This is a genomic window from Bartonella sp. Raccoon60 (assembly GCF_002022585.1).
Taxonomy (GTDB): Bacteria; Pseudomonadota; Alphaproteobacteria; order Rhizobiales; family Rhizobiaceae; genus Bartonella; species Bartonella rochalimae.
This window is the reverse complement of the sequence record NZ_CP019786.1, coordinates 1,128,368-1,148,489: the sequence shown is the minus strand read 5'-3', so window position 1 is coordinate 1,148,489 and position 20,122 is coordinate 1,128,368. Positions and strand designations below refer to the sequence as shown.

The window sequence follows — 20,122 nt, the reverse complement described above, 5'->3', positions numbered from 1 at the left end:
CAATGGAGTTAATATGCAATTCATTGACCTTGGAGCGCAGCGTGCGCGCATCGAAGATAAAATTAATGCTGCAATTGCGCATGTTATAGCCAGTGGTCAGTATATTTTAGGACCGAAAGTAACAGAATTTGAAGAAAAGTTAGCAGACTATCTTGGCGTTAAACATGTTATTGCTTGTGCTAATGGAACAGATGCATTGATGATGCCTCTTATGGCTAAAAATATTGGTCCAGGGGATGCTGTCTTTTGTCCTAGCTTTACTTTTTCTGCAACGGCAGAGGTTGCGGCTTTGGTAGGAGCAGAGCCTGTATTTGTTGATGTAAGGTCCGATACATTCAATATTGATGTTGATAAACTTTGTGAAGCAATCGCAATGATTAAAAAAGAGGGACGTCTTAAACCAAAGGCTATTATTACTGTTGATTTATTTGGACTTCCTGCTGACTATAGTCAAATTTCTCTAGTGGCTGAAAAAGAAAATCTTTTTGTTATTGAAGATACTGCTCAATCGATAGGTGGTAAAAGTGGTCATATTATGTGTGGCGCTTTTGGTGACGTTGCCGCAACGAGTTTTTATCCAGCAAAACCTTTAGGGTGTTATGGTGACGGGGGCGCTATGATGACTAATGATAATGATATGGCAGCCCTTTTACGTTCAATATTGTTTCATGGTAAAGGTAAAACGCAATATGACAATGTGCGTATTGGTATGAATTCACGATTAGATACAATTCAAGCTGCGATTTTGTTAGAAAAGCTTGTTATTTTTGAAGATGAGATAGAAAAACGTGCAGCAATTGCTCAACGTTATTCTGAGAATTTAAAGGATATTGTGGCAGTTCCAGAAGTGGAAGAAAATGTTCGTTGTGCTTATGCACAATACACTATTAAGGTGAAAAATCGTGATCAGTTAAAAGCCTATTTACAAAAAAATGGCGTTCCTACAATGGTTTATTATAATACTCCATTACATTTACAACCAGCTTATAAAAATTTTCCCTATGTAGAGGATTCTCTTTCTGTTTCTGAGTATTTAGGAAGTTGTGTCTTAAGCTTACCTATGTATCCTTATTTATCTCAAAGCGATCAAGATAAAATTATTCAATGTATAAGAGATTTTTATAGTGCGTAAAATTTGTAAAAGAATCGCACTATTTATGGAACATTGTATACTGTAAGGTCCTGATTAATTCAGTCTATATCACTTTTCATATCTATTAATGATTTCATGCGTTCTTTCACTTATAACGCTGATATCAAGTGGATCATGAAAGTTGAGAATATAGTCCTATTTATAGAAAAAGAAATTGCAAATATTCATGCCAGTATGAAGGAAAACATAAATATCCTCCCATTATACTAATATTTTGGTCAGATTGTATATCCTAAAAGACTGCAAAAAACTTTAAAATAAGAAAAATTATAAAAGAAATACGCTATTTTACAGATGAAACTTGAATAGTAAAAGTTTATCATTTGCAAATTAGCTATTGTTGACAGTGTGAATTCATAATAACAAAGTTTTCATGGCATTGATATTAATCAATGATGTTCGTTGTTGATCTTTCAGTTATCAGCTTATCAAAAACGTCTTTTATTGTTTAGCTGTAATTAATTTTCAGGGAGGGGAGTTTTTTTAGTATTAACAATTTTTTTGCGAATATAAGATGCAAGGTCGTTTTTGTTTTTAGAGCCTTTAATTAATTTATTAATAGATGAGTCTTTACCCTCTTTTATAGCGATGTGAGCAGCTAGCGTGGCTGCTAATTCTTTTGTTTCTTCACATAATTCATGCAGTAGTTGATCTTTAGCAGCAGTATCAAGCTCATCTATTTGAATATTTTTTAAGCGTTTTTTATAATGCGCTATTTTCTCATGCATAGCTTTAATTTCCTTTATGAAAGTATTTGTTGCAAGAACATTATTTTTTTTCTCTACCGATTCTGTTTTAGGAGAGAGAGGGGGTGTGCACTGCGGTGGAAAATATGAAGAGCAGAGCTGTTCTTTTTGGAGGCTAAGTTGTATTTTTAGTTGAGCATATTTTTTTTGTAAAGAATCATATTTTTGTGCATGGCGCGCCAATTCTACGGCATGCTGGGCACAAAGAAAGTTTTGGTTTGCTTGTATTTCAATAAGCGATAACGGAATTTTTGCAGAAACAGATTTGTATGCAAAATGAAGAACTTTACGCCAAATGAGAGGAGAAATCAGTACTAATAACCAAGAAATGGTCGCAATTCCGAGAATAAAAAAAAGAATTGATTGAATAAACATAATGCCTCTTTTCAGTCAGAGTGTTAAAATGGGTTCCATGTTGGTGTGGGTGTTAATTTTAAATATCCCATATTGATGCTAAGGCGCGCGCCAATGCCTGTGCGTATCGGAATGAGCAGAGTATTATCCCGTTTAAGAATATGAAAGCCAACTCCTGCAATTAAATAGGCCGAACCTGAAATACCTCCATAGCGTCCCCATAAATTATTTATCTTATTAAGATCATAAACTAAGATCATTAAACGGGATCCTTGACCGCCAAAATCCCATCCTATAGAAGGTCCTTGCCAAAAAACTTTATGCTGCCCATAATTTTTTGTGAAGATTTTTCCTTCACCATAAGTTAATCCGGCAAAAAAAGCTCCAGATGCTTCTTCTCCTAAAATATAAGCACTTGGATGTCCGTGTCGTGAAAAAATTTTTTCAATTGCAGTGGCTATGCTTCCTGCTGTTTTCCCAAAAAAATTATGACCAGAAGAAATAACTTCTTGCAACGAGAAATTTTGATCATTTTCTTCTATTGGTGAGAGTTGGGCATTTGCAATATTTGTTATTATGAATAAAAGCGATGCAAAAAGTACAATATTCATATACCAACGTGATAAAAGAGAGTGTGTCATGGGATTTTTCCCTTTTAATTTTAAGTTAATTTATACACAAATAGAATTATAATGTTTATCCAATAGATAGAAAATAAGGCATAAAGTTATTTAAATTCTTAAATTTATTCTTAAAAAGAAGATTTTAATGTGATTGTTCAATTTCTGTACATACATTAGGTGCTAAGAGTTGCAGTTGAAAAACATTCAGAATTGAGGAGCTATATAAATATGACATTAGCTATTTCTTTGAAGTCTACTGATTTGGCTGCTTTGCTTTGTAGTCGTATTTGCCACGATTTAATTTCTCCTATTGGTGCTATTCAAAATGCTATGGAGCTTTATGATGAAGGTAATGCTGATGAAGATGTTTTACAATTAGTGCGTTTATCTGTTGCAAATGCTTCTGCACGTTTACAATTTGCGAGATTAGCTTTTGGGGCTGTAGGAGGAGTAGAGGACAAAGTAGATACGATTTTTGCTGAACAAGTGTCTCAACAGTATATGAAAGAGGAAAAAGCAATTTTGAAATGGCAGGCTGCTTCTTTTCTTCTACCGAAAGATGAAATTAAACTTTTGCTTAATTTATTATTGATTGCAAATGCGACGGTTTCTCAAGGTGGTGAAATAGGTGTTGTAATTTTACAAAATACAGATCAACGTTTATTTCGATTCGAAATTCGTGGTAAAATATTACGTATCCCTTCTCATTTTATTGAATTATATAACGGAAAAATGCCGGAAGAGCTAATTGATGCACGTATTGCTCAGTTCTATTATACGATATTACTTGCTGAGATAACAGCTATGAAAATAAGCATACACGAAACCAGTGACTGCATTACTTTCGAATGTATAAAGAAGTTCTGAACAAGATAAAATTTTTCACTATATTAGAAAAAATAGCTGAGATGCTATTTAATGAATGATGATTATAGGATTTTTATTGATCGATAACAAAAAAAATCTCAGCATATAATATCTGAGATTTTAAGAGTTATGATTTTTGTTATTTAAGCAGTTTTTCGTATGTTTTCTTCAACTGGATCACGTAATACGTAACCGCGTCCCCAAACTGTATCAATATAATTGACGCCAGAAGATACTGCATCCAGTTTTTTCCGCAGCTTGCAGATAAAGACATCAATAATTTTGAGTTCAGGTTCATCCATACCACCGTAGAGATGATTGAGGAACATTTCTTTAGTAAGTGTAGTACCCTTGCGTAGAGATAGAAGTTCTAGCATTTGGTATTCTTTTCCTGTTAGATGAACAGGACGACCTGCAATTTCGACTGTTTTAGCATCGAGATTAACAGTAAGATCGCCAGTAATGATAACTGATTGTGCATGACCTTTAGAACGACGAACAACAGCGTGAATACGTGCAATTAATTCATCTTTATGGAAAGGTTTAGTCATGTAATCATCAGCACCAAAGCCAAAACCACGAACTTTATCTTCAATCCCTCCCATACCAGAAAGGATAAGCACGGGAGTCTTTATTTTTTCTAGCCTTAGAGTCCGTAAGACTTCATAGCCTGACATATCAGGAAGATTCAGATCAAGCAAAATGATATCATAATCATAGAGTTTACCTAGATCGATACCTTCTTCACCCAGATCAGTAATGTAAACATTAAAATTTTCTGATTTTAGCATCAATTCGATGCTTTTAGTGGTTGTTTTATCATCTTCAATTAATAATACGCGCATTTCATTCCCTCATCTTGCTCCTCCCGAATCAAGTGGAGCATTTTTATTTCATAACAGTTAGTAAAATGACTGTTCATAAAAAATAATTCACAAAATCAAACACTTAATATTTAAGTGCTTATGAATAGCTCAGCAGTACGCGTAACAATTGCCGCTGTTTCCCCTACTATCTTAGATAGTGGTTAACAAAATATTTTTATTTTTGAAAGAGGTGAATAAAATTATTTTAGAAAAATTTCATATTTTAAAAATTTGATAGGATAATCGGTGCTATATTTTATTAATTTGTGACGCAAAAAAGTTTTATAATTTACTGTTTTAAAATTTTTATATTTATTTACCGAGATTTAAGTCTCTTCGATCTAATAAGAGCATCATGTGAAGAAAGAGTTAGCGCTTTTAAAATGAGGCTTCGTTTGTAGTAGTTTAAAATGCTAAAGAAATTTAAATTAAAAATTGCTTTTTATTTTCAATGAAAAGAGTGAAAATAAAGGTATAGAGGGTATATATGAGCGCTAATTTGAGTTTTGGTGTAGTTTAAGGAGTATGAGGTATGAAGTCACAGCAGAATATGGTGCAATTAAAGATGTTTCAAGTGCGAGAGAAGCGTCGTGAAATTGCACAGCTTGAGATGATGATTACAGAATTTGAACGAATGGTATTAGAACTCGAAGAACAAATTGTTAATGAAGAGCGTAGATCGGGAAATAATGATATTCATCATTTCGCTTATTCAGCTTTTGCTCGTGCAGCACGACAGAGGCGTGATAATCTCACAGATTCAATTCGTGGTTTAAAGTTGCAGGAAACAAATGCTAAAATTGCCTTGAAAGAAATTGATACAGAGCTTCAACGTGCGCAAATTCTTGAAAAGAATGAGGATAAGACAGCAACAGATAATCATCATACTTTTACTCAACTCCATTCAATGGTTGGGTAGTTGAAACTCCAGATTCTATATAGATTTTTAAATTTTGTATGCTGAAAGAAAAATATAAGCCAAGCTTAAAAAAGCTTGGCTTATTTTGAAATAAAATTTTGAACCGACATCATTATTTAATGCCTATATTGTTGGGTTTTAGTTGTCCGTAATCCAGCTAAACCGTGTTCATCAATCGAACTTTGCCATGAAAGAAATTCTTCTATAGTTAAAGTGTAACGTTGACACGCCTCATCCAAACTTAATAATCCACCTCTAACAGCTGCAACAACTTCAGCTTTGCGACGGATAACCCAACGCTTTGTTGTTGTAGGCGGTAAGTCGGTGATGGTGAGTGGACTTCCATCCGGACCAATAACATATTTTATTTGTGTTTTTATTAAATCAGTCATTGTATTTTCTACTGTAATATTTAAGAGCTAGAGACCTTAATATAATATATGAGTTTTAAAAAAGAACTAAACTTGTTAAAAGAAAAAATTAATAAAATCATTTGCAGATATTATAAATAAAACAATATGTTATAGTATTTATAGTAATTTTTTATGAAAAAACCTCTATTTTAATTGATTGTTTTTTACTTTAAGCTCCTTCTTTGACAGTCTGATATCACTCGTTAGTTGTAGGGAAGACAAAAAAATAATATAAACGGAGCATAGTGCATATATTTAGCAGGCATTTTAAAAAATAGAGAGTGAATGTATGTTTTTAAATAGTCTTGATTTGCCAGGGCACCCTAAAAATTCTCGTATTGTTGTTGCGATGTCTGGAGGAGTTGATTCGTCAGTTGTTGCAGGCCTCTTAAAAAAAGAAGGTTATGATGTAGTGGGGATTACCTTACAATTGTATGATCATGGTGCTGCAACACATCGTGTAGGGGCTTGCTGTGCAGGGCAAGATATTGAAGACGCACGTCGTGTAGCGGAAACTTTAGGTGTGCCTCATTATATTCTGGATTATGAAGAACGGTTTCGCGAGGCTGTTATTAATCCTTTTGCAGAAAGCTATGCGCATGGAGAAACACCCATTCCATGTGTCTCTTGCAATCAAACTGTTAAATTTTCGGATTTGTTAACAACTGCATATGAGTTAGGTGCAGATGCTCTAGCGACAGGTCATTACATTCGCAGTCGTGTCCATGGTGCACATCGAGCATTATTTCGTTCTCTTGATGCTGATCGTGATCAGAGTTATTTTTTATTTGCTACAACACAAGAGCAAATTGATTATTTACGCTTTCCATTGGGTGATCTTTCAAAAGAGCGTGTGCGTGAAATAGCGACCGAAATGGGCTTAGTTGTTGCCAATAAACACGATAGCCAGGATATCTGCTTCGTTCCACAAGGAAAATATTCTGATATTATTACAAAGTTACGACCAGAGGCTGCAAATCCTGGAGTTATTGTTCATATTGATGGGCAGATTTTGGGAGAACATTCAGGAATTGTTAATTATACTATTGGTCAGCGTCGTGGAATTGGTGTCTCAACTGGTGAAGCGCTTTATGTTATTTATCTTGATGTAGAAAATGCCTGTGTTATTGTTGGTCCGCGTGAGATGTTGGAAACACGTAAACTTTTTTTACGTGATGTGAATTGGCTTGGTGATGAACAATTAGATAATTTTCCTCTTGACGGTATTGAGGTTGCAGTAAAGGTTCGTTCGACGCGTCCTCCACGTTCAGCGCGTTTACATTATAAGCAAGGATCATTTTTTGTTGATTTGTTAGAAAGTGAGAGTGGTGTAGCCCCAGGTCAAGCTTGCGTTCTTTATAATGATAATAGTCATGAAGCACGTATTCTCGGAGGTGGATTTATTACGTGTGCAGAACGTGCCGCTGACACTGAAAAAATGTTGAAGAAAGTTTTATGTAATTTGAAAACGAAAACTTCATCCTTTTTCAAAGATGAAACATCCTTTGTATGTAAATAAATATATAAGATAAACAGGATATCATTTGATAATTTATTTTAAATATGAATGTTTTAATTCAATTGATCAAAATCAGCAAAATGTGCGAGGGTAAGACCTGACACTGTAGCAAGGTTGATGCTATCAAAGCCATAAGCCATAGGAATTCGCAAAGTCTCTGATTTTTGGAGAATATGTGTTGGCAAATCATTCCCTTCTATTCCAAAAATAAGTGCTGTGTGTTTTGTTGCTTTTGCATCTTTAAGATAGCAGGTAGCAGAAGGGGAAAGCGTGTAAAGTTTAAAATTCGCATTACTTAAAGCGGTTATAATGCTCTCAATATCATCTCCTCGTGTGTAGGGTACACTTAACGCTGCTCCAGAAGAAGCTCTGATTGATTTTCTATAAAGAGGATCACAAGACGTTTTATCAAGGATAATACCAGTGCTAGCAAAAGCAGCTGCATTACGAAAAATAGCTCCCATACTCTCATAATTAGAGATGCCACATAAAACTGAAATCAAAGCTTTTTCTGGAAGATTTTGTAAAAACTTTTTTAATGATGGTAGTTTTTTACGTTCCCCAATGCCAAGCATACCACGATGAACATGAAAACCAGCAATATCATCCATGATTTTTTGCGGAACACAATAAATAGGGCATGTTGGTTTTGTTTCTTTTAAAATGGGCATAATACTTAAAAGGCGTGCTGCAACAACAAGCAATGATAAGGTAGAAAATTCTTTTGAATGCAGCAACGATGATAATATCGTTTTTCCTTCAGCAATAAATTGATGCTGTCGTCCAACGAGATCTTTTTCACGAATATTACGGTAAGCTTCCAAACATGGATCATCGGCTTCGTGAATTGTGGTGATGTTTAGAATCATATGAAATCCTTAACATTATTTTTTTTAAATCACTAGGTGTTGAATAGAAAGATAAAAAATATTATTTTTAACTTTAAAGTAGAATATTATTGACAATATACAATCATAAGTATATATAACATGTACCGAGTGCGGCAAATATATTGTTTTCATATCGGGTACAGGATCTTAGGTCCCCGCTATTTCCTAAGCCTGTAAATCCTTATTAAAAGGAAAAAGAATCTGGGTTCCCAATGCCCAGATTCTTTATTTTTATATTAGGAGATGTTTATTAAAACTTATTTTCTTCTATTTTAGGGGTGATTTTGAGAATTATTTTTCTGTGAAATTATTTATAGTGGTTGTTGCATTTAAAAGTATAAGAGAAAAGCTGGAGTGAAACTCTTAGTTTTTTGTATTCTTTGATGTCTATTCATGTCATAAGGGTAAGTAATATAGGCAATGTATTAGGATTGCCGCATTTAAATATAAAAGTCATCCGTTTCAGTTAAAGGTAATAAAGAGAAAGCTGTTTAAGAAGCTGTTGATAGCCAGATTAATTGTATTTGATATCTGGAGAAAATCAACTTTTGATAAATAGTATCTAAGCTGCCTTTTTGTAAAGCAATTTGTATCAGAACTGTGGAAAAGTGATGATAAATTATAAAAATTAGTTTTATTTTCTCTTAATATTTCTTTTTATTTTAAGAGAGTGTTGGAAGATATATTAAAAATATTATCGCTCGTTATAATAAAAAAGATTATTGAGTTATGGATCCAAAAATACAGATACAAAGATTGACTATATTATCTATTGGAGCGGCTTGTATTGTATTTTCTTTAAAATATTGGGCCTATTATATCACAAATTCAGTTGCTCTTTATTCTGATGTACTAGAATCTATTGTAAATATTCTTGCCGCTTTAGCAGCGTGGTGGGCAGTTAAAATAAGTATGAAGCCTGCTGATCACGGCCACCCTTTTGGACATCATAAGGCAGAGTATTTTTCTGCTTTTCTTGAAGGCGTATTCATCATTATTGCGGCAATTTTTATTTTAAGAGAAGCATGGCTAGCATTTATAACAGTTGAAGCACCAAAAAAACCTGGAATATGGCTTTGTCCTTATTTGGCAGCATGTATTATCAATTTTTTTTGGGGATGGCTTCTTATTCGACAAGGAAAAATTCACCGTTCTCCTGCTCTTAAAGCTGATGGAGTCCATTTAATGACGGATGTTTTAACTTCAGTTGGCATTTTAATAGGGTTGGTTTCTGCATTTATAACTGAATGGGCTGTTTTAGATCCAATTTTGGCAGTAATTGTCGCTATTAATATTCTTTTGCAGGGAGGTAAGGTAATTTATAATGCTATTCAGGGTCTCATGGATGTTGGGGTTGAATTAAATGAAACGATGCGGATTCGTAATCTTATTTCAATGAGTGCATCCGGTGCAATTGAAGTCCATGATTTAAGAACGCGTGTTGCTGGTAGGATTACTTTTATAGAGTTTCATTTAGTTGTACCAACTGATATGCAAGTAGGAGAGGCACACCAGATTTGTAATAATATTGAGAATGCACTTGAAGCGGAATTTAAAAATGTCCGTGTTACTATTCATATAGAACCTGAAAATGAAGCTAAATTGCGTCTTGGTACAGCATTTGTTCCTTTTGTGTAAGAATTTTATTGTTTTATAATTTATAAAGAGAGCTACTCTCAAAGAGAGAGTGAATATATGCTATGTTTATTGATATTGTTTTTTTATGATTTAAGAGTACGTTGCAGGAACACAGAATTTTTTTTAAAGTATAACAAGAAAATTGTTACGAATGCTTCTACAATGATATTGAACTCTAGATTTATTATTGTATTCGGGATCAATAACGGTTTTCACTAAAGCGATTATGAATTGTTTCTTTTCGAAGGGAAAGACTTGAAATTATTTAGGCAAAAAGATGCCGATTTAAATTATCTTTTTTGTTTGTACTTTGAATTTCTTCACCCTTATGAACAGTATCACTGACCATAACTCTCTATAAATTATTGAATTAAGCTAGGTACGTTTATGTGGTCCTGTTACTTAATGTTGCATATTTTTGATTGTTCTCTTTATCCATAATTTACTCAAGAGGAATTTGATAGAAGAGCTAATTATTATAAAATAGCATATCTTAGTAAAAAACTTTCTATTTTTCGAAATATTAAAGATCAATTTTTTCAATACACGCTATTGTATTATTATGATTAATAATACAATAGCGCTGCAATTGGCAGTGCCATTGATTATGCAAATATTCAATAGCAAATAAGTTAAAACTTGCAGGGGGCTTTTTACTTCCGAAAGATTGTGATGCTGAAGAAACACCAACAATAGGAATCTTGCGCACTTTTCCTTCAATGATATTCAACGTAGGTAAATGAGTATGACCATGGAGAATAAGTTCACAACCATGGTGTTTAACTACTTTTAGAAAACGCTCTATACCCCATAATTTTTTATGCCAAGAAGTAGCATGGTGAAAAGGAGGATGATGAATCATCACAACACGGAAGAGACTCTGTTTTTCTGCTTCATTTAAGAATTGGGATAAAGTTTTTGCTTGTTGTTTACCAAAGTAACCTGAAGCTTGAAACGGTGGTGTCGCAATAGCTGAAGAGGCGCCTATAATTGCTATATTATTGCGAATACGCATATAGGGGAAAGGATTTTTTGTGAGGAGTCACTTTTAATCCAAGGTTGGAAGTAAGTACAGGCTTTTTGGAATGCTCCGCGAACATAAGCATCGTGATTTCCAAATGTTAGGGAAATATTTTCAGGATTATTTTGAGCAAGTAACCAGTTGCGAGCTTGCGTAAATTCTTTATCCAAAGAAAGATTAACGAGATCACCAGAAATAACAATATGGTCAGGTTTTTTTTGTTTCAGTGCATGCATTAATGTTTCTAAAGCATCTGATTTCATTTGATTGTTACGTTTTTTTTTCCAATTAAGATATCCAGTGAGACGCTTTCCGCAAAGCTCCAATAAGGAAGGCTGTGGTAAGGGTGAAAGATGTACATCTGATATATGAGCAAGATAAAACATAGATGCTAGCATAGCGTTGAAAAAAATTTAGGCAATAAAAAATAGGCAAATACAAATGTTTGCATCCATAAAACCAGAGCGATTGTTCGCTTTAGAATTACAAGAAGATGTATGAAAAATGGCACAGGGTAAAGTATATTATTATGTGTGCTTAAATAAGTATAAACTACATTCAAGTAATTATAAAGTTGCTCAGAACTTTTAATGATTTTCACGATACCATATACTGGTCAACAATAAAAGACAGGTCAGTAATGCTAAAAATCCAGAAAAAATAGGAAAGTGAGAAATGTTAACCAAACGAGTTTTTGTTGCTTCTTTCAGAACAATTGAATGAGGAGAAGATGATACTTTTCCTGTTTGGGATTGAATCAATTTAATGGGAGGAAGATGAATATCATTTTTTTCTTTATTCCATAAACGCGTAACATGACCACCCGTTTGTTTACTGATAGGGATCAGTTTTTCTTCTGTTGAAATTAAATCAGACAATTCAGGATTATTGACTGCTCCTACAGTAGAAAGCACTGTTTGATCTCCATTACGAATAGTAAAGATCCCTGTTTCATCAGTCTGAATATTCCCTGTAAAGACACCTTCTTGTTCTTTCGTGAGAGTGATGTTCTTTTTTTTACCAGAGGGAAAAACTACTTCGACTGCTTCTGGGTGATCTTGGAGTGTTTGTCGACGAACTGTTAAATGATGATGATGACTCAAAGCACTTAATTTTTCTTCTTCAAGTTCTGGTTCTTTCATAAGCCAGTGGGCAATTCTACGGTAAAGAGCTGCATAAGGACCTCCACCTTCAAAACCTCGCGCCCAAAGCCAACTTTCATCGGAAAGTAACATTCCTACACGACCTTTACCAATATGGGAAAGAAGCAAAAGTGGTTGTTCATCAGCTCCTTTCATGATAGCAGTCGCTTTTCCTGTATTTTGGACTACAATTTGTCGTAACCATCGTCCCCATTGATGAGCAGGATGAGCAGGGGTTGTAAGACCCCGTGTAACAGGATGGCGCTCACCTTCTTTCGTGAGGGTAGGGCGAAAAGGTTTTTGAATTATGGTGCCATTTGGTAGCGCTGGTAGAACACTTATTAGAGGCGTTTTAGCTAATGAGAATTCTGTAGTAAACTCAGGTCCTGTTACTATCAGCAATGCTCCACCTTGTTGGACATATTGGGCAATATAATCATAGTAAATCAATGGAAGAACGTTAGAATATTGGTAGCCGTCGAGAATAACAAGATCAAAATTATTGATTTCTTCAACAAATAATTTGGTGGTAGGGAAGACTACAAGTGATAACTGATTGATAGGTGTATTGTCAGCTTTTTCAGGAGGACGCAAAATAGTGAAATGAATGAGATCGATATTAGAATCACTTTTTAAAAGGTCACGCCATGCACGTTCACCATTATAGGGTGCACCTGAAATCAGAAGAACACGCAGATTTTCTCTAATGCCTTCAATAACAGTTATGGCACGATTGTTATTAAGACTTAATTCTCCTTCATGTGTGCCAGTTGTAACTTGAATAATGTTTTTTTCTGCATGAGATAGGGTGATTTCAGTTTGAAAGATAACACCAGGTGTTACAGAATGATGATCAACTTCTTGACCGTTAATGCTTACGGTAATATTTGCTTGTGCTGGTATGGGCTTTTTAGGGTGTCCTTTATCTTCTACTAAAATAGAGAGCATAAATGGTTTATTGATAAGAGCAAAGCGGGGAGGAGCAATAAATTTAATTTGGCGGTCAAATTCATCAGCTTTCCCTGTGATCAAAGCATTAATTGGGGCATCATGGTTAAGTTTTGATAGCTGTGGGATGTCATGCACTTGTCCATCCGTGATTAAAATCGTTCCTGCATAGCGAGAGGGTGGTATACTGGATATACTTTGTGTTAAAGCGTGAAACAAATTTGTTGATGGTGCATAATGATTATCAGAAAGTTTTCCAGCTTCAATAAAGCGTGGTTCGAATTGTGGGTAATGTGCTAGCGCATTTATTAATTGTGTATGGGCTTTATTTCTATCTTCCTCACGTGTTCCAAATGTTTGGCTTTCGCTATGATCAAGAACAATACCTACAACACTTTTAACAGGTTCACGTTGTTCTTTTGTGATCATTGGATTAAGGAGTGCAAGAATAAGAGACGCTAACGCTAGAAGGCGTAAAAAAGCTCCGCGGCGTTTTGTAATAAGCCCAATGACTATAAAAAAAGCGGGGATTCCTCCTAAAAAAAGAAGCCAAACGCTAGGCAAAAAAGGCTGAAAGGTAAGAGATTGTATCATTGCCTTCTTTCTCGGTTAAAACGCTCTAATAATGCAGGAACATGAATTTGATCGGCTTTATAGTTTCCCGTAAGTACATAAATAACAATATTCAATCCCGCACGAAATGCCCATAAACGTTGCATAGGATCATTAGGAATAAGTGGATATTTCCACCTGCCTTGTTCGTTTAGCGCCCAAGCAGCAGCAAAGTTATTTGCAGTGATGAAAAAAGAGCTAACATTATCTCCTGCAGTGATAGAATTTGTGTTTTTTTTGTTTATTGAAGATGATTCAACCCATAAAGGGGAACCACGATAAAGTCCTGGAAAATCAGGCATAATATAAAAAGAACGGGCAATAACATGTTCAGTTGATACTGGTTCCATCGTTGGAATATTTAATCCGCTTAATATCGTACGCAATCTTTGTGTGGCTGCGGTAGCTGTTTCTTCAAGGGTAAGATTGGTATTTATTTGATCACGAGTGTCAAATAAAACTGCGCCACCATTTTTCATGTAGGCATTGATTTTTTCAAGACTTTTTTGTGTTGGCATAGGGCTATTCGTATCAATTGGCCAGTAAATAAGAGGATAAAAACTGAGCTCATCCTTATCAAGGTCAAGCGCTACAACAGAACCAGGTGAAAGCATTGTACGTTCTGCTATAAATTGGCTGAGTGCTTCTAGTCCGCTTTTACTTGTTGTATCGATTTCATGATTATTGGTTACGACATAAGCGAGATGAGTAGTCCCTGCTGCTTTTATGATAGTATCATCATAGTTTTCTACAATTTCTGCTTGCATAATTGATGGATATAGAAAAAAAGCAATAAAGACTGCTATGAGAGGGAAAAGAAATAGCATATTGCTTTTCCTCTTAAAAAAGAGAGCTCCGCCTGTCCATAAAACTAAAAAACTATCGAGGGCTAATAATAAACTGGTTAGTCCTAATAGAAATCCAGTGAAATGTTTTTCTTGTGTATCATAGGGTAGAGTTTTATCACTTAAAAAATAAGGTGATGATGATTGTGTCGTTAAGTGTGATGCATGATTGAGTAGATTGAGAGCATAGAGATTGTTTTGAACACCATAGAGTCCAGGTGGAGTATGGTAGGATGGAAGGGGCGCTTTTTGTTCATCAGTAATGAGTGGAATAACATGAGAAGGAGCTGTTTGTAATTGACCGTTGGCATTGAGTATCTGCCAAGGATTGTATACTGTCGCTGTTTTTATTTGCGTTTGAGGTTCTTTTGCATGTGTACTAAGCGTAATAAGTTTTTGTAACATTTGTGTAAAAAAACCGGAAAGAGGAAGATTTGACCATGTAGGATCAGGTGCGATATGAATAAGAATGAGTATACCCTTACCATGGTTGGCAGCAGTAATGAGTGGAGTTCCATCTTCGAGACTAAGCCATGTTTTTTCAAAAAGATCTGAATTTGGTTCTGCAAGAATTTGGCGTAAAACAGTGACATTTTCTGGAAAAGGAAGGTCAAAAAAGAAGCTGTTTTTTGCAAAAGGTGCTAATTTTTGTGGTTTCGTCCACGACATAATACTGCCAAGTAAGCGTTCACCAGAACGTAATGATACAGGTAATAGGCTGTCATAATGTTTTGCAGAACTCAGATTCTCTCCAGCAAAACGGATAAGTATCCCTCCTTTATTTACAAAATGAGATAGCTTTTTTTCTGCTTCTTTTGATATATTAACTATGTCACCCATAATGAAAACAGATGGATTTTGGTTCAGTAAACGATCAATATCACTTGAAAGCTCTCCTCCTCCAGTTGTTATAAGTTGTGCATGACCTTGTAATGCTTTGATAACGTAGTACATTGGAGAAAGTAAGGGCTGTACCATTTCATTGATGTTGGGTGATAAAAGGGCAACGCGGTTTATTCGGCTACGGTTGTCGATTAAAAAGGTCGCAGCAGCTTGAGCTTGGTCATCAATTTTAATCCAGGCAATGTGATTACGTAATTCAAGTGGTAAATCAAAAGGAACAAGAGCTGTTGTTTCTCCTTCATGAAAGTTTGTTGTAAAACGAGCAAGGAGTTGACTTTTTAAATCATAAAGGCTGAGTGTTATTGGAGTCTCACCATAAGGAGTTGTACGAATGACACGTGCTGCCATATTTCCATTGTTATTTTCTATGTTTGTTATACCAGTTATGTTGGAAACATCATTCGCATACCATAAGAATGTTTTTGGCTTTAATTGTTTTATAAGGGTAAAAGCCTGACTATCTTCGTTTGTTTGCAAACCATCACTTAAGTACACAATATCAATAGGTTGTTCACCAATCTGTTCTACGAGCTTTTGAAGGGATTGGACGCGGTTAACAGGCCAAGGACGAGTATGTAAATGCAATAAATGTTGTTTGATGACTTCTGCAGAAAAAGGACCGATATCGTGAGCATTGTTTTCAGCTGTTGCAAGTAAATAGATGTTTTTTTGTTGTTTTTCTGCTTGTGTAATTAAAGATTTTGCAACTGCAATGCGTTTTTTCCATTCTTCAGCGGACGCCCATCCATTGTCAATGATGAGTGCAAGAGGATGAGAACCAGAAAATACAATCGGTTTTTGAATCCAAGTAGGACGCGCTAACGCTATTATGATCAGTGCGGTTATGGTTAGTCGTAATAATAATAACCACCAGGGTGTATGATTGGTAGTTTCCTGTTGATTAGTTTGTTTAAGCAGAAGGCGCAAAGGCGGAAAAAGTTCTTTATGAGGTTTTGAAGGTGTCGTTCTTAACAACCACCAAATAACTGGTAAGGCCAAAAGTCCAAACAAAAGGAAAGGAGCGTCAAAACTCAAAGTGATCTCCTTAGGTAAGATTTAGAAGATTTCATTTTCTTTGTGAAGTTCACAATCACTTCTGTTAGGGGACGATCTGTTAAGCTAACCTGGTAAGTCCATCCTTGATGTAAGCAAAAATCTATTAATTTTTGTCGTCTTTCTTGATAGAGCTTGTGATAATTTTTACGCAAGTTTTCTGCTTTTCTCACGAGGAGTTTTTCTTTTGTTTCAGGATCAAAAAATTCTGTATGGCCTGTATAAGGGAAATGTTCTTCTGCTGGGTCGGTGACTTCAATGAGATGTGCATTGACTTGTTTTGTCTTTAAAACTGTCAGATGATCGATAATTTTTTCAGGATGATCAAGAAAGTCACTCATTATGATGGCTTGTGAAAAACGCGTTACAGTTGAGAAATTTGGAAATGAATTTTCAATTTGATGATTCGTTAAAGCTAAAGCTATACGCTCCATGACATTAGAGGATATAGTTGGAGCCATTAATTCAGGAATAGCAATATATTCGCCACTTTTTGCAAGAATTTTTGCTAATGCAAGGGAAAGAATGATGGCATGATTGCCTTTAGAGATTTTTGAAAAGCATGAACAATATTGCATAGAAGCACTTTGATCGGGCCAAATCCAAACGGTTTGCATCCTTTCCAATTCACGTTCACGTAGGTAGATATGTTCATCACGCGCTGAACGACGCCAGTCAATATGTGCGATGGATTCACCTTGCACATAAGGACGAAATTGCCAGAAATTTTCTCCATTGCCGTGTTTGCGTTGACCATGTCTTCCGGTTATTAATGTATTGGCAAGACGATTTGCTTGTAAAAGGAAATAGGGCATATTAGCTGCATCTTTCTGTAATGTTGCAGCAAGTGATTGTGGGCTTTCTCTAAAAGTTTGTTTGCCAATAGTCATCAGAGGGAATCTTTCATGAGATTAGCAATAATTTCTTTTATAGTTATATTTTCAGCATGTGCAGAAAAATTAAGTGCCATACGATGTTGTAAAACAGGTTGGGCGAGTGCTTGAACATCATCAAGTGAAGGAGCTAGACGTCCGTAGTAAAGGGCACGGGCACGAACGCATAGTGAAAGTGCTTGTGATGCCCGAGGACCAGGGCCCCAAGAAATATAAGCGTTTGCAAGGGAATTATCTTTATGAGGACGAGCTGAACGCACTAACTTCAAAATAGCTTCGACAACGCTTTCAGAAATTGGCATTTGGCGGACAATTTTTTGGATTTTTTGTAATTTTTTAATAGATAAAACGGGTTTTGCAATTTGGTTTTTTTTACCTGTCGTTTCTAAGATAATACGCCGTTCTGTCGCTAAATCAGGATAGTCAATGTCAATTTGCATTAAAAAGCGATCGAGTTGCGCTTCAGGAAGAGGATAAGTTCCTTCTTGTTCAATAGGATTTTGAGTTGCAAGCACATGAAAGGGTTTTGGTAGGTCATAACGTGTTCCAGCAATAGTGACATGGTATTCTTGCATGGCTTGTAAAAGGGCTGATTGGGTGCGAGGCGAAGCGCGGTTGATTTCATCGGCCATGAGAAGCTGAGTAAAGATAGGACCTTGAATATAACGGAAAGAACGTTGACCATTCTTATCTGAATCCATGATCTCAGAACCAATAATATCTGATGGCATTAAATCTGGTGTAAATTGGATGCGTTTTGCATCAAGTCCCAAGACGATTCCAAGTGTTTCAACAAGACGCGTCTTAGCAAGTCCCGGAACACCAACAAGAAGAGCGTGTCCACCTGCTAAAATAGCTGTTAAGGTGTATTCAATTACGTGACTTTGTCCAAAAATAACTTTGTCAATTGCTTTTTGTAGAATATCGAGCTCTTTGTGTGCTTCATCAATATCTTTAATAATTAATGAGGCATCATCATTGATACTCGCCTTTTCAGTAGAATGGGATAATGTATCATATTGACTCATATTTTTTCCTTAAAGCCATGTGTCGTAAAATGAGAATTTCTTTTATATGATTATAAATCTTTTCATGATTTGTAACAGAAAATGAAAAGAAAAGAAGCGTGATAAGCTGTTTTTTTATCTCTTCGCACAAATTAAGAATATTTTTATGGAGAAAGAGTGTGGTTTATAAAAAATATATTATGCATTGTATTTATTGAAATATAAAAGTTTGAAAGGGAATAATGAAAATTTGTTGAAAGGTTAAAGGGTGAATGTGACACACAATTTCAAACAGGTTGCATGGTTGCAGTCTAGCAATATTCAAGCACTTCTTCGTGTTTTATCAATGGATGGTGAGGAAGCCCGTGTTGTTGGTGGTGCTGTACGGAATCAGCTTTTGCAACAGCCTATTAGTGATATTGATATTGCAACAACCTGTTTGCCGCAGCAGATTATAAAGCGTGTAGAAGAAGTAGGATTTAAAGCTATTCCTACAGGAATTAATTTTGGTACAGTAACAGTAGTTGGTAAATCGTGCTCTTATGAGGTGACAACACTTCGCTCTGATATTCAGACGGATGGTCGTCATGCGGAAGTTGTCTTCAGCCGCGATTGGAAAAAAGATGCTGAACGTCGAGATTTTACTATCAATGCACTTTATTGTAATGCGGCCGGTGAGATCTATGATGAAGTAGGAGGTTTAAACGATATTGCAACTCGGACTGTTCGTTTTATTGGTGTTGCAGAGCAGCGTATTTGTGAAGATTATTTACGTATTTTGCGTTTTTTTCGCTTTTTTGCTTGGTATGGAATAGGGCGTCCTGATGCAGAAGGGTTGAAAGCGTGTACGCGTTTAAAACATGGTTTACACAAACTTTCACCAGAGCGTATTTGGGGAGAAATGAAAAAACTTCTGACTGCTTTGGATCCAACACGTGCTCTTTTATGGATGCGTCAAAGTGGAATTTTGACGTTCATTTTACCTGAGACAGAAAGGTGGGGGATCGATGCAATCCACTCACTTATTAAAACAGAGCAAGCTTTTGATTGGGAGGTTGATCCGTTTTTGCGGCTAGAAAGCCTTATTCCTCCTGATGTTATGCGTCTTCATGATATGGCACGTCGTTTACATTTATCGAATAAAGAAAAAATACGGTTAAAGGAATGGGCGGAACTAGAACTGATTAACTATGACTGTCCAGATATTCTTATGCAAAGACTTATTTATTTTTATGGTCGGCAACCAGTTTTAGATCAATTAGCTTTGTCTTTAGCAGCTGCACGGGATCACACCTTAAAGGACAGCAAAGCGGTTCAAAAAGAAGAATGTTATATCAGGCTTTATCAACTTGCTCGAAAATGGCAAATTCCAACTTTTCCTATTAGTGGCAAGGATTTATTGGAAAGAGGGCTGGTAAAAGGGAAGTTTTTAGGAAAAAAACTCAAAGAATTGGAATCATTATGGGTCGAAAGCGGCTTTTTGATTGATCGTAATAAATTATTAGAAAAAATTGAGCAGTAATATTCTGTGTTTTGTTAGGAGTTTTTTGAAATTTTCTTTTTATAGATTTTTTTGTTATTTGGTGTGTGATTATGCAATTTTATCGTAATGTAATTATTTGCAGCGTGAAAAATATGTTTTTGTTAATATCATTTCGTAAAGTTGTTTTAACAATAGGATAATTGAACTTAACAATTTTCATTTTTTCA

15 protein-coding genes and 1 pseudogene are annotated in these 20,122 nt (G+C 35.4%); 6 read left to right on the top strand and 10 right to left on the bottom strand.

Annotated elements, in window-relative coordinates; genetic code table 11:
* Positions 1–13: 13 nt before the first annotated feature.
* Complete coding sequence (locus tag Bra60_RS05020; RefSeq protein ID WP_078688818.1) at positions 14–1,132, top strand: DegT/DnrJ/EryC1/StrS family aminotransferase; 1,119 nt, start codon at positions 14–16, stop codon at positions 1,130–1,132.
* Between the two features lie 479 nt (positions 1,133–1,611).
* Here Bra60_RS05020 and Bra60_RS05015 read toward each other — a convergent pair whose 3' ends face one another.
* Together Bra60_RS05015 and Bra60_RS05010 are read right to left on the bottom strand one after the other, a co-directional pair.
* Positions 1,612–2,274, bottom strand: coding sequence for a hypothetical protein (locus Bra60_RS05015; RefSeq protein WP_078698127.1), 663 nt, complete (start codon positions 2,272–2,274; stop codon positions 1,612–1,614).
* Between the two features lie 23 nt (positions 2,275–2,297).
* Entirely contained in the window at positions 2,298–2,894 is a 597-nt protein-coding gene (locus tag Bra60_RS05010) for a DUF1134 domain-containing protein (protein WP_078688817.1), read from the bottom strand.
* A 210-nt stretch (positions 2,895–3,104) separates the two neighbouring features.
* On the opposite strand from Bra60_RS05010, the gene chpT reads away from it, so the two are divergent.
* Positions 3,105–3,743 carry a histidine phosphotransferase ChpT gene (gene chpT, locus Bra60_RS05005; RefSeq protein WP_078673927.1) on the top strand — a complete coding sequence of 213 codons (639 nt, stop codon included), beginning with the start codon at positions 3,105–3,107 and terminating at the stop codon, positions 3,741–3,743.
* Between the two features lie 143 nt (positions 3,744–3,886).
* On the opposite strand, the gene ctrA is transcribed toward chpT, so the two are convergent.
* Entirely contained in the window at positions 3,887–4,588 is a 702-nt protein-coding gene (ctrA, locus tag Bra60_RS05000) for a response regulator transcription factor CtrA (RefSeq protein WP_035006900.1), read from the bottom strand.
* Positions 4,589–5,141: 553 nt separating this feature from the next.
* Between ctrA and Bra60_RS04995 the strand changes: the two genes are divergently transcribed.
* Positions 5,142–5,528, top strand: a complete 387-nt coding sequence (locus Bra60_RS04995) for a hypothetical protein (RefSeq protein ID WP_035006902.1) — start codon at positions 5,142–5,144, stop codon at positions 5,526–5,528.
* Between the two features lie 116 nt (positions 5,529–5,644).
* Here Bra60_RS04995 and sciP read toward each other — a convergent pair whose 3' ends face one another.
* Positions 5,645–5,920, bottom strand: coding sequence for a CtrA inhibitor SciP (gene sciP / locus Bra60_RS04990; RefSeq protein WP_035006904.1), 276 nt, complete (start codon positions 5,918–5,920; stop codon positions 5,645–5,647).
* Positions 5,921–6,230: 310 nt separating this feature from the next.
* Between sciP and mnmA the strand changes: the two genes are divergently transcribed.
* A complete protein-coding gene (gene mnmA / locus Bra60_RS04985; protein ID WP_078688816.1) occupies positions 6,231–7,460 on the top strand; it encodes a tRNA 2-thiouridine(34) synthase MnmA in 1,230 nt (409 codons plus the stop codon).
* A 53-nt stretch (positions 7,461–7,513) separates the two neighbouring features.
* Here the strand turns inward: mnmA and Bra60_RS04980 are convergent, their stop codons facing one another.
* Positions 7,514–8,329 (bottom strand): TrmH family RNA methyltransferase, encoded by an 816-nt coding sequence (locus Bra60_RS04980; protein WP_035006908.1) that lies wholly within the window; start codon positions 8,327–8,329, stop codon positions 7,514–7,516.
* Between the two features lie 750 nt (positions 8,330–9,079).
* Here Bra60_RS04980 and Bra60_RS04975 point away from each other — a divergent pair.
* Positions 9,080–9,988, top strand: a complete 909-nt coding sequence (locus tag Bra60_RS04975; protein ID WP_078688815.1) for a cation diffusion facilitator family transporter — start codon at positions 9,080–9,082, stop codon at positions 9,986–9,988.
* A 523-nt stretch (positions 9,989–10,511) separates the two neighbouring features.
* Here the strand turns inward: Bra60_RS04975 and Bra60_RS04970 are convergent.
* From Bra60_RS04970 to Bra60_RS04950, 5 genes and pseudogenes are all read right to left on the bottom strand, one after another.
* Positions 10,512–11,407 (bottom strand): annotated as a pseudogene (locus Bra60_RS04970) (metallophosphoesterase family protein).
* Between the two features lie 189 nt (positions 11,408–11,596).
* Positions 11,597–13,693: a hypothetical protein gene (locus Bra60_RS04965; protein ID WP_078698126.1), complete on the bottom strand. Its 2,097-nt coding sequence runs from the start codon at positions 13,691–13,693 to the stop codon at positions 11,597–11,599.
* Positions 13,690–16,494, bottom strand: coding sequence for a DUF4159 domain-containing protein (locus Bra60_RS04960; RefSeq protein WP_078688812.1), 2,805 nt, complete (start codon positions 16,492–16,494; stop codon positions 13,690–13,692). Before Bra60_RS04960 ends, Bra60_RS04965 begins: the two co-directional genes overlap by 4 nt.
* Positions 16,491–17,402, bottom strand: coding sequence for a DUF58 domain-containing protein (locus Bra60_RS04955; RefSeq protein ID WP_078688811.1), 912 nt, complete (start codon positions 17,400–17,402; stop codon positions 16,491–16,493). The genes Bra60_RS04960 and Bra60_RS04955 overlap by 4 nt, the downstream gene beginning before the upstream one ends.
* On the bottom strand, positions 17,402–18,433 hold the full coding sequence (locus tag Bra60_RS04950) for an AAA family ATPase (protein ID WP_078688810.1): 1,032 nt from the start codon (positions 18,431–18,433) through the stop codon (positions 17,402–17,404). Before Bra60_RS04950 ends, Bra60_RS04955 begins: the two co-directional genes overlap by 1 nt.
* Positions 18,434–18,680: 247 nt before the next feature.
* Here Bra60_RS04950 and Bra60_RS04945 point away from each other — a divergent pair, with 247 nt between their 5' ends.
* Complete coding sequence (locus Bra60_RS04945; RefSeq protein ID WP_078688809.1) at positions 18,681–19,934, top strand: CCA tRNA nucleotidyltransferase; 1,254 nt, start codon at positions 18,681–18,683, stop codon at positions 19,932–19,934.
* Positions 19,935–20,122: the final 188 nt, after the last annotated feature.

Excerpts from the sequence above, each read along its gene's own strand:
- Bra60_RS05020 (WP_078688818.1), top strand. The coding sequence starts at position 14 with ATGCAATTCATTGACCTTGGAGCGCAGCGTGCGCGCATCGAAGATAAA.
- Bra60_RS05015 (WP_078698127.1), bottom strand. The coding sequence starts at position 2,274 with ATGTTTATTCAATCAATTCTTTTTTTTATTCTCGGAATTGCGACCATT.
- Bra60_RS05010 (WP_078688817.1), bottom strand. The coding sequence starts at position 2,894 with ATGACACACTCTCTTTTATCACGTTGGTATATGAATATTGTACTTTTT.
- chpT (WP_078673927.1), top strand. The coding sequence starts at position 3,105 with ATGACATTAGCTATTTCTTTGAAGTCTACTGATTTGGCTGCTTTGCTT.
- ctrA (WP_035006900.1), bottom strand. The coding sequence starts at position 4,588 with ATGCGCGTATTATTAATTGAAGATGATAAAACAACCACTAAAAGCATC.
- Bra60_RS04995 (WP_035006902.1), top strand. The coding sequence starts at position 5,142 with ATGAAGTCACAGCAGAATATGGTGCAATTAAAGATGTTTCAAGTGCGA.
- sciP (WP_035006904.1), bottom strand. The coding sequence starts at position 5,920 with ATGACTGATTTAATAAAAACACAAATAAAATATGTTATTGGTCCGGAT.
- mnmA (WP_078688816.1), top strand. The coding sequence starts at position 6,231 with ATGTTTTTAAATAGTCTTGATTTGCCAGGGCACCCTAAAAATTCTCGT.
- Bra60_RS04980 (WP_035006908.1), bottom strand. The coding sequence starts at position 8,329 with ATGATTCTAAACATCACCACAATTCACGAAGCCGATGATCCATGTTTG.
- Bra60_RS04975 (WP_078688815.1), top strand. The coding sequence starts at position 9,080 with ATGGATCCAAAAATACAGATACAAAGATTGACTATATTATCTATTGGA.
- Bra60_RS04965 (WP_078698126.1), bottom strand. The coding sequence starts at position 13,693 with ATGATACAATCTCTTACCTTTCAGCCTTTTTTGCCTAGCGTTTGGCTT.
- Bra60_RS04955 (WP_078688811.1), bottom strand. The coding sequence starts at position 17,402 with ATGACTATTGGCAAACAAACTTTTAGAGAAAGCCCACAATCACTTGCT.
- Bra60_RS04950 (WP_078688810.1), bottom strand. The coding sequence starts at position 18,433 with ATGAGTCAATATGATACATTATCCCATTCTACTGAAAAGGCGAGTATC.